This window comes from Kitasatospora sp. NPDC001660 (genome assembly GCF_053596725.1).
Map to the genome: position 1 here is coordinate 1 of NZ_JBSFGU010000090.1, position 14,351 is coordinate 14,351.

General features: G+C 72.5%; 16 protein-coding genes and 1 pseudogene. 7 read left to right on the forward strand and 10 right to left on the reverse strand.

The window, feature by feature from the left end; all coding sequences use genetic code 11:
• Window positions 1-437: 437 nt before the first annotated feature.
• Together ACWCXH_RS38680 and ACWCXH_RS38685 are read right to left on the reverse strand one after the other, a co-directional pair.
• A complete protein-coding gene (locus ACWCXH_RS38680) occupies window positions 438-1,259 on the reverse strand; it encodes an alpha/beta fold hydrolase (RefSeq protein WP_449806219.1) in 822 nt (273 codons plus the stop codon).
• Between the two features lie 48 nt (window positions 1,260-1,307).
• A pseudogene (locus ACWCXH_RS38685) lies at window positions 1,308-1,760 on the reverse strand (cupin domain-containing protein); the annotation flags it as partial.
• Between the two features lie 101 nt (window positions 1,761-1,861).
• On the opposite strand from ACWCXH_RS38685, the gene ACWCXH_RS38690 reads away from it, so the two are divergent.
• The gene (locus tag ACWCXH_RS38690; protein ID WP_449806204.1) at window positions 1,862-2,482 is read left to right on the forward strand and encodes a TetR/AcrR family transcriptional regulator; all 621 of its coding nucleotides are present in this window, start codon (window positions 1,862-1,864) and stop codon (window positions 2,480-2,482) included.
• Between the two features lie 108 nt (window positions 2,483-2,590).
• Here ACWCXH_RS38690 and ACWCXH_RS38695 read toward each other — a convergent pair whose 3' ends face one another.
• The 8 genes from ACWCXH_RS38695 to ACWCXH_RS38730 are packed head-to-tail and all read right to left on the reverse strand — an operon-like array spanning window position 2,591 to window position 7,840.
• Entirely contained in the window at window positions 2,591-3,133 is a 543-nt protein-coding gene (locus ACWCXH_RS38695) for an FAD-dependent oxidoreductase (protein ID WP_449806205.1), read from the reverse strand.
• The gene (locus ACWCXH_RS38700) at window positions 3,073-3,429 is read right to left on the reverse strand and encodes a hypothetical protein (protein ID WP_449806206.1); all 357 of its coding nucleotides are present in this window, start codon (window positions 3,427-3,429) and stop codon (window positions 3,073-3,075) included. Before ACWCXH_RS38700 ends, ACWCXH_RS38695 begins: the two co-directional genes overlap by 61 nt.
• 1 nt (window position 3,430) lies before the next feature.
• Window positions 3,431-3,670, reverse strand: a complete 240-nt coding sequence (locus ACWCXH_RS38705) for a GMC oxidoreductase (RefSeq protein WP_449806207.1) — start codon at window positions 3,668-3,670, stop codon at window positions 3,431-3,433.
• A gap of 28 nt (window positions 3,671-3,698) precedes the next feature.
• Entirely contained in the window at window positions 3,699-4,193 is a 495-nt protein-coding gene (locus ACWCXH_RS38710; protein ID WP_449806208.1) for a Fur family transcriptional regulator, read from the reverse strand.
• A gap of 24 nt (window positions 4,194-4,217) precedes the next feature.
• Window positions 4,218-5,054, reverse strand: a complete 837-nt coding sequence (locus ACWCXH_RS38715; RefSeq protein ID WP_449806209.1) for a metal ABC transporter permease — start codon at window positions 5,052-5,054, stop codon at window positions 4,218-4,220.
• On the reverse strand, window positions 5,051-5,977 hold the full coding sequence (locus tag ACWCXH_RS38720) for a metal ABC transporter permease (RefSeq protein ID WP_449806210.1): 927 nt from the start codon (window positions 5,975-5,977) through the stop codon (window positions 5,051-5,053). The genes ACWCXH_RS38715 and ACWCXH_RS38720 overlap by 4 nt, the downstream gene beginning before the upstream one ends.
• Window positions 5,967-6,875 (reverse strand): metal ABC transporter ATP-binding protein, encoded by a 909-nt coding sequence (locus tag ACWCXH_RS38725; RefSeq protein WP_449806211.1) that lies wholly within the window; start codon window positions 6,873-6,875, stop codon window positions 5,967-5,969. Before ACWCXH_RS38725 ends, ACWCXH_RS38720 begins: the two co-directional genes overlap by 11 nt.
• On the reverse strand, window positions 6,872-7,840 hold the full coding sequence (locus ACWCXH_RS38730) for a metal ABC transporter solute-binding protein, Zn/Mn family (RefSeq protein ID WP_449806212.1): 969 nt from the start codon (window positions 7,838-7,840) through the stop codon (window positions 6,872-6,874). Before ACWCXH_RS38730 ends, ACWCXH_RS38725 begins: the two co-directional genes overlap by 4 nt.
• A 577-nt stretch (window positions 7,841-8,417) precedes the next feature.
• Here ACWCXH_RS38730 and ACWCXH_RS38735 point away from each other — a divergent pair.
• From ACWCXH_RS38735 to ACWCXH_RS38760, 6 genes are all read left to right on the forward strand, one after another.
• Window positions 8,418-8,672, forward strand: a complete 255-nt coding sequence (locus ACWCXH_RS38735; RefSeq protein ID WP_449806213.1) for a DUF6059 family protein — start codon at window positions 8,418-8,420, stop codon at window positions 8,670-8,672.
• A gap of 150 nt (window positions 8,673-8,822) precedes the next feature.
• Window positions 8,823-9,194 carry a hypothetical protein gene (locus ACWCXH_RS38740; protein WP_449806214.1) on the forward strand — a complete coding sequence of 124 codons (372 nt, stop codon included), beginning with the start codon at window positions 8,823-8,825 and terminating at the stop codon, window positions 9,192-9,194.
• Between the two features lie 67 nt (window positions 9,195-9,261).
• On the forward strand, window positions 9,262-10,671 hold the full coding sequence (locus ACWCXH_RS38745; RefSeq protein ID WP_449806215.1) for an FAD-binding oxidoreductase: 1,410 nt from the start codon (window positions 9,262-9,264) through the stop codon (window positions 10,669-10,671).
• A 13-nt stretch (window positions 10,672-10,684) separates the two neighbouring features.
• Window positions 10,685-11,458 carry an SDR family NAD(P)-dependent oxidoreductase gene (locus tag ACWCXH_RS38750; protein ID WP_449806216.1) on the forward strand — a complete coding sequence of 258 codons (774 nt, stop codon included), beginning with the start codon at window positions 10,685-10,687 and terminating at the stop codon, window positions 11,456-11,458.
• Between the two features lie 178 nt (window positions 11,459-11,636).
• Window positions 11,637-12,599 (forward strand): GNAT family N-acetyltransferase, encoded by a 963-nt coding sequence (locus ACWCXH_RS38755; RefSeq protein WP_449806217.1) that lies wholly within the window; start codon window positions 11,637-11,639, stop codon window positions 12,597-12,599.
• A gap of 47 nt (window positions 12,600-12,646) precedes the next feature.
• Window positions 12,647-14,257 carry an FAD-dependent oxidoreductase gene (locus ACWCXH_RS38760; protein ID WP_449806218.1) on the forward strand — a complete coding sequence of 537 codons (1,611 nt, stop codon included), beginning with the start codon at window positions 12,647-12,649 and terminating at the stop codon, window positions 14,255-14,257.
• Window positions 14,258-14,351 lie beyond the last annotated feature (94 nt).

A 14,351-nucleotide genomic window follows, 5' to 3' on the forward strand; every position in this document is an offset into this window, starting at 1 on the left:
CAGCAGCCTCGGCTACCGCAGTCCCGCCGAATACGAGACCGCCCTGGCGGCCTGACCACCACACCAACGGTGTCCGTCAAAGCGGAGCAAGCTCAACTCCGTGATCACGGCGACCTGTGCCCGCCTCGCTTCCCAGGTACCCCGCCCCGCCTATCTCTCGACAACGGTCTTGCACGCCGTGGCCGCACGGCCCCCGTCTGGGCTGGCCTTGCAGGGCCTTGCAGAGCCCGTACAGCGCTGTCTCTCGTCGGCCGGAGCCGCCTCACAACGAGCCGGGTGTGCCCTCCGAAGGGGTGATCGGCTTCCTCGTCCTCACCGCTGCCGTTGCGCCGCCATCAAGGGCGGAGAACGTCAAGACCCTGCGGGGCTGGGCGTCGACGCTCGACTGACCCGGCGGTGGAGCGACCCGCCTCGAGGGCCGGCTCGGCGGAGCCGACTCACTCGCCGTCGGGCTTGACCTCGGTGTCGACGAAGTCGCCGATGGCGGCGAAGACCGCGCCGGGCTGCTCGATGTGGGGGAAGTGCCCGGCCTCGGGAACGGGGCGGAAGGTGGCGCGGGGGAAGGAGCCGGCCAGGGCGCGCCCGTACTCCAGCGGGACGATGCCGTCCTGCTCGCCTGCGAGCACCAGCACCGGGACGGTGACGCGGTGCAGGCGGGAGCGGAGCTTGGGGTCGTGGCAGAAGGGGTCGCCTGCGTAGACGGCCAGGGTGCGCTGGTTGGCGGCCATGGCGGCCTTCTGCTCGTCGCTGAACGCCGCGAAGTCGGGGCGCAGGGCGGGGTTGTGGAAGGAGAGTTCGCTGGTGCGGACGGGGCCCAGGTCGGCGGGGTTGGTGATGGCGAGCGGAGGCTCGGGGGTGATGCCGGTGGAGCCGAGCAGGACAAGTGCACTGATCCTGCCGCGGTTGTCGCGTACGCCCATTTCGGCGGCGATCCAGCCGCCTACCGAGCTGCCGACGACCATGACGCCGTGCAGGCCGAGCTCGTCGAGCAGGTCGAGGTAGGAGGAGGCGAGGTCGGCGACGGTGTCGAGGCCATCGGGGCGGGCGGTGCCGTCGAAGCCGGGGTGGGTCGGGACGATCACGTGGGCGTGCTGGGACATGCCGGCTGCGAAGCCCGCCATCGAGCGCGGTCCGGCGCCGCCGTGGAGCATGAGGACGCCGGTGCCGTCGCGGTTCTCGCCGAACTCCTGCACGGTGACGCGCAGTCCGTGACGCAGGTCGATGGTTCGGGTCGTGGGGGCCGAGGCGGTGACGGTCATGGTGAGGGTGTCCTTCTGCTCGGTGGATGACGGTGTGGTGTCCGGGCCGTCGGCGTCGGCGGTCGTGGCGTAGCGGACCATCACTGCGGCCACGTTCCGCGCTGTCATCGGCCGGCCGGCGGCGATCATGTCGCGCAGGTCCCGGAAGTACTGGACGTACAGGTCGGGCGTGAACGTGTTGAGCATGACCAGGGGCTGGTCGCCGGGGTTGGCGAAGGTGTGCGGGGCACCCGGGGGAACCATGACCAGCGTCCCGGCGGGCGCCTCGTGGACATCCGCGCCGACGGTGAACCTGGCGGTACCGGAGACCACGTAGAAGCCTTCGTCATGCTGGGCGTGCCGGTGCTGGGGCGGTCCCTGGGTGCCGGGCGGGACGGTGATCTCGGCGACGCCGAGCCGGTGCGCGGTCGTGCGGCCGTCCTCCAGGACGCGAATGCGAGCCTGCCCGAGGTCGATCACCTCGCCGCCTCCTGGAGACGTGACGTTGACGTCTGGTGCCATGGCCAATCCTTCGTGAGAGCCGACTTTCATGAATGTAGGGCACTTGCACGAGTCGTGCAAGTGCACTCTCATCATTGGGGTCTGCTTGCTATTGTTGAGGGATGCAGGAAACCGAACCGAAGAGCGCCCCCGTGGGCGGTCGGGTCAATCAGAAGCTGCGCACCCGCGCGGCGATCGTGTCCGCGGCGGTCGAGCTGATGCGCAGCGGGCGCGAGGTGACCATGCCGGAGGTGGCCAAGGCGGCCCTGGTCTCCGAGGCGACCGCCTACCGCTACTTCCCCGACCTGGCCAGCCTGCTCCAGGAGTCGATGGCCGGGCAGTGGCCCACCCCGGAGCAGGCACTTCGCTCCGTCGCCGGCTCCACCGACCCCGCCGAGCGGGTCGCGGCGGCTGCGCAGCACCTGCTGCGGCAGGTGCTCACCTACCAGGGCGCCGTGCGCGCCATGATCGCGGCCACCATCACCCGCCCCGAGGCCGTTGCCGCCCGTCCGGCGCTGCGGCTGGGACTCATCGATCACGCTCTCGCCCCCTGGACGGAAGCCTCTGCACACGCCGAGGCGATCGCCCAGCTGAAGCGCGACCTCACCGTCGTCATCAGCGCCGAGGCCCTGTTCACCCTCATGGACCTGCTCGGCCTTGACCCGGAGGACGCCATCGCCAGTGCGGTCCGTACCGCCACCACCCTGACCCGAGCCGCCCTCGGTCCGGCCGGCCCCGTCTGATCGCGCCGGCCCAGGATCGCGGCTGCCGCCACCGGTGACGGGCTCAGCGCCGGCCCGCCCCCGGCGACTGCTCGGGGCGTGCACCCGGGCGACGGGCCAGGTCGACGCCTAAATCTGGGCTGCCGGCATCGGGTCCTGGCCCACCAGGCGGTGCCCGCGGGCAGCCGATTCGCGCACGGCGTCGAACCCGTAGCCGCGCATCTCCTCCTCGTAGGCGTGCAAGGCCTCAGAGATCGGACGGCCGCCAGCGGCTTGCACGAGGTGCCCGGTCAGGATGCGCGCGTCCCGCAGTGCGGTGTTCGCGCCGACGCCGATCGCGGGGCTCATAACGTGGATCGCTTCCCCGCGCAGGGTGACCGCCGTGGCCTCCCAGGGCGCGACGGGCACGCTGGTGCGCACCGCTACCGGGAACAGGGAGGCGGGATCCTGGCGCGACACCGTCTCGACCAGGCGGGAATCCCAGCCCTCCACCATCGACAGTGTGAGCGCCCGCAGCCCAGAGCCGTCCATCGCGAACAACTCCTCGTCGCCGCAGGGGAACTGCTCCCGACGGGCGCCGAACACGCAGGCCAGGTAGTCGCTGTCCTCGGTCAGCTCGATGCCGGGCGCGAGGCGCGCCGCGGCCCGGCGCACCGGCTCGCGGTAGCGCACGGGGCAAGCCCGACGAAGCGCCGCTGCGGGCCGACGACGGTGGTCCACAGTCCGAACAGCTCGGGCGGCAGCAGCGTGCGGGCCGCCTCGTCCGTGAACGGGACCTTGCCGTAGACCAGCCGCAGCCCGGCGTCGACGACCCGCGCGTGCGGCAGGTACTGGCCGCGCACCGCGGAGTTGACGCCGTCCGCGCCGACCAGGACGTCACCGGTGGCGTTGGTGCCGTCCGCGAAGCGCGCCGTCACCGATCCCTCGGGACCGAGCTCGTAGTGCGTGAGCCGGGCGCCGTAGTGCACGTCATTCTCCAGACCGGACAGCAGGATCTGGCGCAGCGTGCGACGGTTGACCGCCAGGTTCCCGCCGCCCGGAAGGGTAGGGGCGCATCGCCTGCGTGTGAGCGATCTCCTCGGCGAACCGGTACGCCTCCACGGCGTCGCGCAGGTCGCCGGGTTCGTCGAAGGAGCCGGTCTCGATCACGGGAGTGCTCGCCGGGTCCGCGCCGGCGAGGCGCACCGATCCGCGCGACCGCAGGCGCATGCCGAGGAGGATCGGGGCCGACCGCTGGTCAGCCGGCAGTACGGCAGTTGGGACAGATGCCCGCCAGCTCGACGGTGTGGTGGACCTCGCCGAAGCCGGATATCTCGGCGATGCGCTCGGCCCACGCCTCGACGGCGGTCGAGTCCACCGGCAGGCTGAGGCCGCACGCGCGGCAGATCAGGTAGTGCCGGTGGTCGGGGCCGGGACGGTAGCGGAACAGCCGCTCACCGTTGACGTCGCGCACCACGTCGGCCCGACCGACCCCCGCGAGCGCGCTCAGGGTGCGGTAGACGGTGCTCAGGCCGACCCGGGAACCGGCCTGGACCAGTCTGGCGTACAGCAGTTGGGCGCTGACGAACTCCTCGGACTCGGCCAGCGCCTGGAGGACCTCGGCGCGGCGCGGGGTCGGCCGGCCGATCAGCTCGACGTCACCGGCTGCGGGACGAACGGGCGTGCCGTTGGCCCGACGGCGTTCGGCCCGCTCGGCGGCGTCGGCGAAGGCGGTCGGCTTCGTGTCGGTCATCCTCTCCCCCGTTTCCCCGCTTGATCAGGCCGTCGCGGGGTGGGCGGCGCGGGCCGGGCGGACGAGGAAGGTGGCCGCGTACACGGCGGTGGCGACCGCCATGATCGCGAAGCTCGGCGGCAGCTTCGGCGCCGCCGCGCTGAGGAGCAGGCCGCCCCACATCTCCGCGACGGCGAGCGCGGCGGACAGCGCGAGCGCGCGGTACGGGCGGTCGGTGAGTCGGATCGCCGCGCCCGCCGGGGCGGCGAGCAGTCCCAGCAGCAGGAGCGAGCCGACGGCTTGGGTGGCCTCGCCGGCGCAGGCGCCGACCAGCGCGAGGAACATGAAGCCCAGCACCCGTACCGGCACTCCGCGGGCGGCGGCCACGGCCTCGTCCAGGGTGGCGAACAGCAGCGGCCGGGCGATCAGCAGCACGATCAGGCAGACCGCGCCCGCGACGGCGACCGCGACGGTGGTCTGGTTGCCGTGCAGGCCGAAGATCGAGCCGAACAGCACGCTCGTTCCGGCGCCGCCCTGGGCGCCGCTGCGCGAGGTGGTGTAGACGGTGAGGAAGAAGGCGCCCAGGCCGAGGATCCAGGCGAAGACGCTGCCGATCACCACGTCGTCCGCCCGGCCCCGGCGGCCGAGACCGCCGATGAGCAGGCCGACGCCGACGGTCGCGGCGAACAGCCCGAGGCGCAGGTCGTATCCGCCGGCCAGGGCGGCCATCGCGCCGGTGAACGCGACGTGGCTGAGCGCGTCGCCGGTGAAGATCTGGGCTCGCAGCACCAGGAAGTAGCCCACCAGACCGCACGCCAGCGCGATGAACGTCCCGGCGAGCAGGGCGTGTTGGAAGAACGCCTGGCTGATGACCGTACTCATGCGGCGCTCCCCATCTGTAGTGGCGCCCGACGGCCGGCGGCCTCGCGGGCGAAGCGGAACAGGTGGGCGAGGACGAAGGCGGCGAAGGCGAAGCCCGTCACGAAGAAGCCCAGCGGGTACGGCTGGTAGTACGCCGCGATCAGTCCCGCCCAGCACGCCGCCAGAGCGAGGAGCACCGACAGCAGCAGGCTCAGCCCCGGCCGGGCGGTGAGCTGCTGGGCGGTCGCAGCGGGGATCACCATCAGTGCGAACACCAGCAGCGTGCCGGTGATCTGGCTGGCCTCGGCCGTGGCCGCGCCCAGCAGGACCAGGAACAGCGTGCCCAGCAGCCGCACCGGCACGCCCCGCCCGGCCGCCACCTCCGGATCCACCGAGGCGAACAGCAACGGGCGCCCGATCACCGCCAGCACGGCCAACACCACCGCGCCGACCACCGCGAGGGTCACCACCTGGCCGGTGGTGATGCCCAGGAAGTCGCCGAACAGCAGCGCCGTCGGCCCCTCCAGCAAGCCCTTGTACAGGCTGATGAAGAGGTAGCCGCAGGCCAGCGCGAACGCCTGGACCGTACCGGTGACGGCGGACTCCTCCGCGCCGCCGTCCCGGCCCTTGCGCTGCATCGCTGCTATCACCAGGGCCGCGGCGACGCAGAATCCGAAGTAGCCGAGCGAGGTGGAGAAACCGGCCAGGACGGCCAGCGAGGCACCGGGGAAGGCGGCGACGGAGAGCGTGTGCCCGGCAAAGGTCTGCCGGCGCAGGACCATGAACCAGCCCACCACCGCACACACCACGGCCACGATCAGCCCGGCCCGAAAGGCGTTCACCATGGACAGGTAGGACCACATGTCCTGGAAGTCCGCGAGGAGGTTCCAGGAGAACACCGGCGAAGTCGCGTCGGAGGCCAGCGGAACGACATCAGTGATCATCCCGGCCTCCCCCGCCGTGCCGGTCGGTGTGGACGGCCGGGGCCTCCGGCTGCCCGACCACCACCAGTCGGCCGTCGCTCGTGCGCAGCACCTCGACGGGCGTGCGGTACAGCCGGGTCAGCGTCTCGGTGGTGATCACCTCGGCCGGGGTGCCGGCCACGGCGCCGCCCTCGGCGATGTAGACCACCCGGTCCAGGTGGTGGAGTATCGGGTTGACGTCGTGCGCGACCATCACCACCGACACCCCCTCCTCGTGGCAGATCCGGCCCAACAGTCCGGCGATCGCGCCCTGGTTGGGCAGGTCCAGGCTGTCCAGCGGCTCGTCCAGCAGCAGCACGCGCGGACGCCGTACCAGCGCCTGGGCGATCAGCAGCCGCTGCTGCTCGCCGCCCGAGCACTGCCCGATCGGCCGGTGCGCGTACTTGGCTGCGCCGACCAACTCGATGACCTGCTCGACTCGTTCACGCGCTGCTCGGCGCTTGGCCCGGCCCAGGCCGGGGACGGGGATCCCCCACTGATCCCCGTCCAGGCCCAGCCGCACCACATCCATCCCACGGATGCGGACGCTCGCGTCGAAGTTGCGGCGCTGCGGCAGGTAGCCCACCGCGGTGCTCCGCTCCCCGGGTGCCGCGCCGAGCACGCGGACCTCGCCGGCCGCCGCCGGGAGGATCCCCAGCAGGACCTTGACGAGGGTGGACTTGCCGACCCCGTTGGGGCCGAGGACGGCGGTGAACTCCCCGGCCGCCACGGTCAGATCGACACCCGACCACAGGGTCCGCCCGCCCACGCGCACGGCCGCACCGCGCAGCGACAGCACCGGCTCCCCTCCGGGCGCGTTGCGCTCCGTCTCGGTACGGCCCATCTCGCTACGGACCCGTTCGATCGGGTGGATACTCACTTGCCCGTCGCCTGCTTCAGCGCGTCCGCGATGCCCTGGAGCTCCTGCGTCTGCCAGTCCTGGAAGGTGGCACCCGCCGGGGCGAGGGTCTCGGTGACCTGGGCGACCGGGATGCCCTGCGCCTTCGCGGCGTTGACCTGGGCCACGACGTCGGGGTTGGAGTTCTGGGTGTTGTAGACGTAGATCTTGATCTGCTTGCCGGAGATCTGCTGGTCGATGGCGGCCTTGTCGGCGGCGGTCGGGTCCGTGCCCTCGCTCTCCGCGTCCAGGAACGTCTCGGGCGTCAGCATCTTCAGGCCCAGGCTCTCGGACATCGGGGTGACGATCGACTCGGACGCGCCGATCGGGGTACCCGCGTACTTCGCCTTGATGTCGGCTTCGAGCTGGTTGTACTTGGCCAGCGTCTGCGTGGTGAAGGTCTTCTTCTGGGTGTCGAAGTAGGCCGCGTCGGCCGGGTCTATCTTCTTGTAGTCGGCGGTGATCCGGTCGATCACCTTGGTGACGCTGTCCGCCGAGTACCACTGGTGCGGGTTGTCACCCTCCTTCTCGCCCAGCAGGTCACCGACCTTCAGCGTGGTCCGGCCGGAGGCCGGGTTCGCGGACAGCAGCTTGTCCGACCAAGCGTCGTAGCCGATCCCGTTGCTGATCACGTAGTCCGCGCCCGCGACCGTGCGGCCGTCGGCGGCGGTCGGCTCGTACGAGTGCGGGTCGGTGTCCGGGTTGGTGATCACGCTCGTCACCTTCACGTGGTCACCGCCCAGCTGGGTGGCGATCGAGCCCCAGAAGTTCTCCGCCGCGACGACCTGGATCACCTTCGCGCTCGCGGTGCCGCTCGACCCCGCGGACGTGCTCTTCGCCGGCGAGCTGGTGGAGCACGCGCTGGTCGCGACGAGGGCTGCGACCGCGGTCGCACCGAGCACGATTCTCGGGAGGCGGCGGGGCTTGCTGGACGGAACGACACGCATGACGGATTGCTCCTCGAAACCTGCCGGATCCGCCGTCCGGGCGGGGTCCGGCTCCGTTGGACGGCATCACCATAGATGGAAACGGTTTTCACAACCAGCTACTTCGAGAGCGAGATGGAAATCATTACCAAAGCTTGGCGACCAGCGAACCATCACCAGCGGCCGCCCCGGCCAGCCCGGCCCGATCTCCTGGAGCCCATCACCGATCACCCACGGCGAGCTGCCCGATCCGGCCGACCCGCTACGCTCCGCGCCCTGACCGCTGGCCGGCAGCGGAGCTTGCGAAGGTGGGTGGCCGTGCTCGGCGGCGGCGCCGTCCTCGCGTCTACGTCCGGCGCCGCAGCGCCAAGACCGCCACGCCGACCGCGTAGCGGTCCGTCCGACGGAGGAGGGTGTCCAGCACCAGGTCGCCGCGACCGACCAGCCGGACACCCTCCTCACGGCGCCGCGGTTCCTCGCTTGGGGAGCCGCGGCGAACCTGTGCCGCCGCGGTGGTTCGACCAGGTCTCGACCACCGTTCGAGAGCTCCGGGCAACCGTGGGTCCGATCAATAGGGCCTATCGGCAGAGGAGCGCCCATGCGCCGCCACATGACGCCCGGAGCTGTTCTGGGCTGGGCCATGAGAGCCCTGGCCGTCCTGGGCAGTAACTGGATCTGCACGCCGCTGTCCCCGCCCTGGCCGCCCACCGACCAGTACCCGGCCGGCCCTCCGCCCCTCCACCCGGAGCGGCTGTGCCCCGGAGTCCCGCTCAGTGCCACGGAGTCGCGGCTCCAGCAGCAGCTGACCCGGAACCAGTGGTGGCGGCGTGCACGAACGCCGCCGAAGCGGTGAACACATGCGGGAACTTCGGCCGGGCGGACCGTCGGCCGCAGCCCGACTACAGGGCCCTTCGAGCCCGGCTTGAGAGCGGCGGAGCAGCGTGTGCGGCACCGGACGGCCTTGCCCGACGACCGAACCCGACAACCCAGAAGGAGAGCTGTCATGACCGACACACGGCTGGTGGGGACCTGGACCACCGAGTTGGACGACGGCGGCAAGTCCGTCTTCGGACTGGTTTCATTCACCGGGGACGGCGTCGTGACGTCGACCCAGGTGAACACCAAGAACATCGGGCTGGGCAACTGGGAGAGCACCGGCGCGGGGTCGACCTTCCGCTACAACTTCCACATCCTGGCCGTGAACGACGAGGGTGTGCACATCGGCGAGGCACACGTGCACGTCGAGGGGGAGCTGATCGGCGACGACCGCTGGGAGGGCACCGGCGGCGCCAACTTCTACGACCCGCAGGGCAAGCTGCTGCGCGGTCACGACGGCGCGAAGGTGACCGCCCGCAAGTTCGCCATCGACAAGTAGCCACCCGCTCACCGCGCCGCCGGGCCGGTACCCGATCGGGTGCCGGCCCGGCCCCACTGGAGGGACCATGCTGCGCGACCGGCTCCAGGGCGAGCTCGTCCTGCCGTCCGACCCGGGCTATCCGTTCGCCCGTCAACTGCAGAACACCGAGTACGACACCGTCACCCCGTACGCGATCGCGTACTGCGAGACCCCCGAGGACATCCGGGCCTGCCTCCGGCACGGCCAGGACCACGGGCTCGCGGTGCACCTGCGAAGTGGCGGGCACAGCTTCAACGGCTGGTCCACCGGGCCCGGGCTGGTGGTGGACGTATCCCGGATGAACCGGGTCTCGGTCGGCCCGGACACCGTCCGGCTCGGGGCCGGCACCCAGTCTCTGGACGCGCTGGACGCACTGGGCCGACTCGGCCGGCAGATCATCACCGGCACCTTCCCGACCGTCGGCGCGGCCGGCTTCCTGACCGGCGGCGGCCTCGGCTGGCAGACCCGCGCGTTCGGCCTCGGCAGCGACCGACTGACGGCCGCCACCGTGGTGCTGGCCGACGGCCGGATCGTCCGCTGCTCGGCGACCGATGAACCGGACCTCTTCTGGGCGCTGCGCGGCGGCGGGGGCGGCAGCTTCGGCGCGGTCACCGAATTCGAGGTGCGGCCGGTGGACGCGCCCGAGCTCACCGGCTTCGAGACGCTCTGGGAGTACGGGGACGCCGCCGGGCTGCTGGCGGCCTGGCAGGACTGGTGCGTGGCCGCCCCGGACGAACTCGGCTGCTCGCTGGTGGTGTTGCCCGGGATGTTCGGCCCGGCCGGCGAGCCGGTGCTGAAGATCTGGGGGGTGTACCTCGGCCCGACCGGGGAACTGGAGCTCCTGCTCGATGAGTTGGCCGAGCGGGCCGGGTGCGGGCCGATGGTTCGGAAGGTCGGCGAGCGGGCCTCGTACTCCCGGGTGATGCACGAGGCGCTGTGCGACTCCAAGACGGTGGCGCAGTGCCACCGCACCGGCAGCAACCCGGAGGCGGAGGGCCACCGGCACCCGTACACCCGGCAGAGCTACCGGCTCACCGCCCGGGCCGCCACGCGGGCCGAGGCGGCCGAGCTGCTGGCCGCCTGGGATCCGTCGATCGACCGGGAGCGCTACCTGCTGTGCATCGCGCTCGGCGGTGCGGCCAACCGGGTCGGCCGCACCGCGACCGCCTACCCGCACCGGAACGCGCGGTTCCTGGTCGGCTACCAGATCGCCAGCCGGGAGCCGGAACCGAGCGCGGCCACCGCCGCCGAGCTCACCGCCTGGGCCGACCGGGCGGAGGCCGCGCTGGCCCCGCTGGCCTGCGGCTCGTACATCAACTTTCCCAGCTCCCGGGTAGCCCCGGACTGGGCGGACGCCTGCTTCGGACCGAACGCGGTCCGGCTGCGCGCGGTGAAGCGGGCCTACGACCCCAACGACTTCTTCCGGCACGGACAGAGCGTCCGTCCCGGCTCATGACGGAGGCAGCACCATGGAGACAGCTCTGCGGGACAAGGTCGTGCTGGTCACCGGCGCCTCCTCGGGCATCGGCCGGGCGACCGCGGTGGCGTACGGCGCGGAGGGCGCCCGGGTGGCGATCACCTACCACACCAATCGGGAGGGGGCCGAGCTGACGGCGGCCCAGGTGGCCGACGCGGGCGGCACCCCGCTGGTGGTCCAGTACGACCTGACGGACGAGCGGTCGATCCGGCAGACGCTCGGCCGGGTCGCCGAGGAGTGGGGCGGGATCGACGTCCTGGTGGCGAGCGCGGTGGTGTGGAGCGAGGCCATCCCCCGACCCGGTGTGCCGACGCCCCGGTTCGAGGACGTGCCCGCCAAGCAGTGGCAGGAGGTGCTGCACAACTCGCTGGACGCCGCCTTCCACACCCTGCAGGCGGCGCTGCCCGCGATGCGCGGGCGGGAGTGGGGCCGGGTGGTGCTGATCGGCGCCGGGCTGGCCGACACGGGCAAGCCCGGGGCGGGCGCCTACGGGGCCGGCAAGTCCGGCCTGTACGGCCTGATGCGCAGTCTGGCCTGGGAGCTGGGACCGGAGGGGATCCTGGTGAACATGGTGGTCCCCGGACAGACCCTGACCGAGACCGTCCGGGCGCACGTTCCGGCCGGATTCCTGGCGGAGAAGGGCCGCTCCCTGCCGTCGGGCCGGATGTCGCTGCCGGAGGACGTGGCCCGGGCCGTGGTGTTCCTCGGCTCCGCCGCCAACGGCAACATCAACGGCGAGACCCTGCGGGTCACCGGCGGAGCCTGACCGGCCGTCAGCGGCAACGGCGCGGGCCTGAGCCCCGCGGCCTTCGAGGGCTCTTCCGGGACTCCTCGAGGGCCGCGGGGCTCAACGGCGTTCGCCGAGCCCGGCGGGTCGTTCACCAGGAGGCGCCGTCCAGCGCCCCTGGACGGAGCTTCGAGAACCGGCCGCCAGGCTGACGGCCATGGAGATTCGCAGTCTGGACGGAGACGATCCGGCCACCATCGCCGCCCTGCTGCCCGGCTTCCGGGCCACCATGAGCCTCGAACTGCCCAACGACCCACCCGTGTCCGGGCTACTGCTGGCCCGGCTGTTCCAACGCCGACACGGCGCCGACCGGGTGCTGCTGGCCGCCTATGACGGGAACGAGCCGGCCGGGTGCATCAAACTCGGTCTCGACCTGGCCGATCCGGCCGGGCCGGGCCACGGCTCGCTATGGGTGTTCCCCGGCTTCCGCCGCCGGGGCGCCGGCCGGGCACTGGTCGGCGCCGCCCAGGACGAACTACTCGCCCGGGAGCGGTCGTTGCTCAAGGTGGACGCACCGGCCGGGGCGGTCTCCCAGGCCTTCGCGGACGCTCTGGGCGCGGACCGCACCGCGACCACGCTGCGCAACCGGCTGCTGCTGGCCGGCCCGGGCCGGGCCGCTCTTGCGGCCGCCGCCGGGCGGCCGGTGCCCGGCTACCGGCTAGTGCGCTGGACCGGCCGCTGCCCCGATCAGCTGGTGGCCGGCTACGCCCGGGCCTGGGCCGCACTGGACGCCCCGGTGAACGGCCAGGCTCGGGTGTCCGACCCCGGCGTGGCCGACGTCCGGGCCCGGGAGGCCGAGGCCGAGCGGGCCGGCCACCGGCTGTACGCGGTGGCCGCGGTGGCCGAGGACAGCGGTGACCTTGTCGGCTACAGCACGCTGTTCGTCCGGGACAGCCCGATGGCGGACGCCGGGGAGACACTCGTCCTGCCCGGGCACCAGCGCCGTTCGTTGGCGTCCTGGCTGAAGGCCGAGCTGCTGCTCGACGTGGCCGCCCGCGAACCGCAGCTGGCCCTGGTCCAGGTGTTCAACGACATCGACAACCACGCGGTGGTGGCGCTCAACCGCAGGCTCGGCTTCACCACCGACTCCACCTGGGCCACGTACGCGCTCAAGGCCTGAACACCCACGGATTTCGACCACCCGACCGCGCTACGAGAGAGACCTCGATGACTTCCAGTGACGCACCCGAACCGGATGCACCCGTACTGATCGTCGGCGGCAGCCTGGTGGGCCTGTCGACCGCGATGTTCCTGGCCCACCACGGCGTGCCGGTCACCCTGGTGGAGCGCCACCCCGGCACCTCGGTGCACCCGCGCGCGGTCGGCTACTACCCGCGGACCGCCGAGCTGCTGGCGCAGGCCGGAGTGGAGCAGGCGGCCAAGCGGGCGGCGGCCGGCTTCGAGCGGCACCAGACCCGGGCCGGCGTGGTTTCACTCGTCGGCGAAGTACTGTTCAGTCGACAGGAGTTGGAGGGCGCCGACGAGCTGGCCGGGCTGACGCCGAGCCGATTGCTGCTGCTGCCCCAGGACCGGCTGGAGCCGCTGCTGCGGGCCCGGGCCGAGGAGCTCGGGGCGGACCTACGGTTCGGCACCGAGCTGCTCGCCTTCGACGAGACGCCGGACGGGGTCACCGCCGTACTCGGCACGGACGGCGGCACCACCACCTTCCGCAGCCGCTGGCTGGTGGCCTGCGACGGACCGCGCTCGGCCGTGCGGGAGGCGCTCAAGGTGCGTCGGCATGGGCGCGGTGTGCTCTCCCGGCACGTCAGCATCGCGTTCCGGGCCGATCTGGCTGCCGCCCTCGGCGAACGCCGGTACAGCGTGGTCCATGTGAAGAACCCCCAGGTCACCGGCATCTTGGTGCACGACGACACCCTCACCGAGGGCACCCTGATCGTCGGCTACCGGCCGGAGGACGGCGAGAGCCTGGACGACTTCACCGACGCGCGCTGCGCCGAACTGGTCACCGCCGCGATCGGCACTCCCGAGGTCGAGGTGACCATCCGGTCCCGCTTCCCGTGGGACATGGCCGAGCAGGTCGCCGAAAGCTTCCGGCATGGCCGGGTGCTGCTGGCCGGGGACGCCGCCCACGTGATCCCGCCGACCGGCGGCTACGGGGCCAACACCGGGATCGCCGACGCGCACAACCTGGCCTGGAAGCTGGCCCTGGTGCTCCGCGACGAGGCGGGCCCGGCGCTGCTGGACAGCTACGACGCGGAGCGCCGGCCGGTCGGCGAACACACCGCCGCCCAGGGGTCGTTGCAGCTCGCGGTGCGCTCCGGCAGTGCCACCGAGGAGCAGCAGGCGGCCGTCCAGGACGCGCTCGCGGTGACGATGGGCCAGTCCTACCGGTCGGCGGCGGTGGTCCCGGAGGACGGGGCCGACCCGCTGCCGGTCGCCTCCGACCCGCGCGCCCTGCGCGGGCAGCCCGGCACGCGGGCGCCGTACCTGGTGCTGGCGGGTACGGACGGCCCGATCGCCACCCTGGACCTGTTCGGGCGGGGCTTCGTCCTGCTGGCGGGCGAGCGCGGCCCGGCGTGGGCCACTGCGGCGGCCGAGGCCGCCGGACGGCTCGGCGTCGGGCTGGCCGCGTACCGGATCGGCACCGACCCGGGCGACCCGGCAGGCGCGTTCGGCCAGGTGTACGGCGTCGGCCCGGAGGGCGCCGTGCTGGTCCGGCCGGACGGGATCGTCGCATGGCGGGCCACCGGGGCGGACCCGGGCGGCGATCCGGCGGGCACCCTGACCGGGGTACTGCGGCGGGTGCTGGCCCGCTGAACGGCGTCCGCGCACCGGCCCGGGTGCTGCCGGGCCCGTCCACAGCACGCCGTCCTTGCCGGCCCTGAGCGTGCCGAACCGGCCGCCTTCCACC

Bases quoted from the DNA above. Each gene is read 5' to 3' on its own strand.
- ACWCXH_RS38755 (WP_449806217.1), top strand. From the start codon at position 11,637: ATGGAGATTCGCAGTCTGGACGGAGACGATCCGGCCACCATCGCCGCC.
- ACWCXH_RS38735 (WP_449806213.1), top strand. From the start codon at position 8,418: ATGCGCCGCCACATGACGCCCGGAGCTGTTCTGGGCTGGGCCATGAGA.
- ACWCXH_RS38760 (WP_449806218.1), top strand. From the start codon at position 12,647: ATGACTTCCAGTGACGCACCCGAACCGGATGCACCCGTACTGATCGTC.
- ACWCXH_RS38690 (WP_449806204.1), top strand. From the start codon at position 1,862: ATGCAGGAAACCGAACCGAAGAGCGCCCCCGTGGGCGGTCGGGTCAAT.
- ACWCXH_RS38705 (WP_449806207.1), bottom strand. From the start codon at position 3,670: ATGCGCCTGCGGTCGCGCGGATCGGTGCGCCTCGCCGGCGCGGACCCG.
- ACWCXH_RS38680 (WP_449806219.1), bottom strand. From the start codon at position 1,259: ATGACCGTCACCGCCTCGGCCCCCACGACCCGAACCATCGACCTGCGT.
- ACWCXH_RS38715 (WP_449806209.1), bottom strand. From the start codon at position 5,054: ATGAGTACGGTCATCAGCCAGGCGTTCTTCCAACACGCCCTGCTCGCC.
- ACWCXH_RS38730 (WP_449806212.1), bottom strand. From the start codon at position 7,840: ATGCGTGTCGTTCCGTCCAGCAAGCCCCGCCGCCTCCCGAGAATCGTG.
- ACWCXH_RS38720 (WP_449806210.1), bottom strand. From the start codon at position 5,977: ATGATCACTGATGTCGTTCCGCTGGCCTCCGACGCGACTTCGCCGGTG.
- ACWCXH_RS38750 (WP_449806216.1), top strand. From the start codon at position 10,685: ATGGAGACAGCTCTGCGGGACAAGGTCGTGCTGGTCACCGGCGCCTCC.
- ACWCXH_RS38710 (WP_449806208.1), bottom strand. From the start codon at position 4,193: ATGACCGACACGAAGCCGACCGCCTTCGCCGACGCCGCCGAGCGGGCC.
- ACWCXH_RS38745 (WP_449806215.1), top strand. From the start codon at position 9,262: ATGCTGCGCGACCGGCTCCAGGGCGAGCTCGTCCTGCCGTCCGACCCG.
- ACWCXH_RS38740 (WP_449806214.1), top strand. From the start codon at position 8,823: ATGACCGACACACGGCTGGTGGGGACCTGGACCACCGAGTTGGACGAC.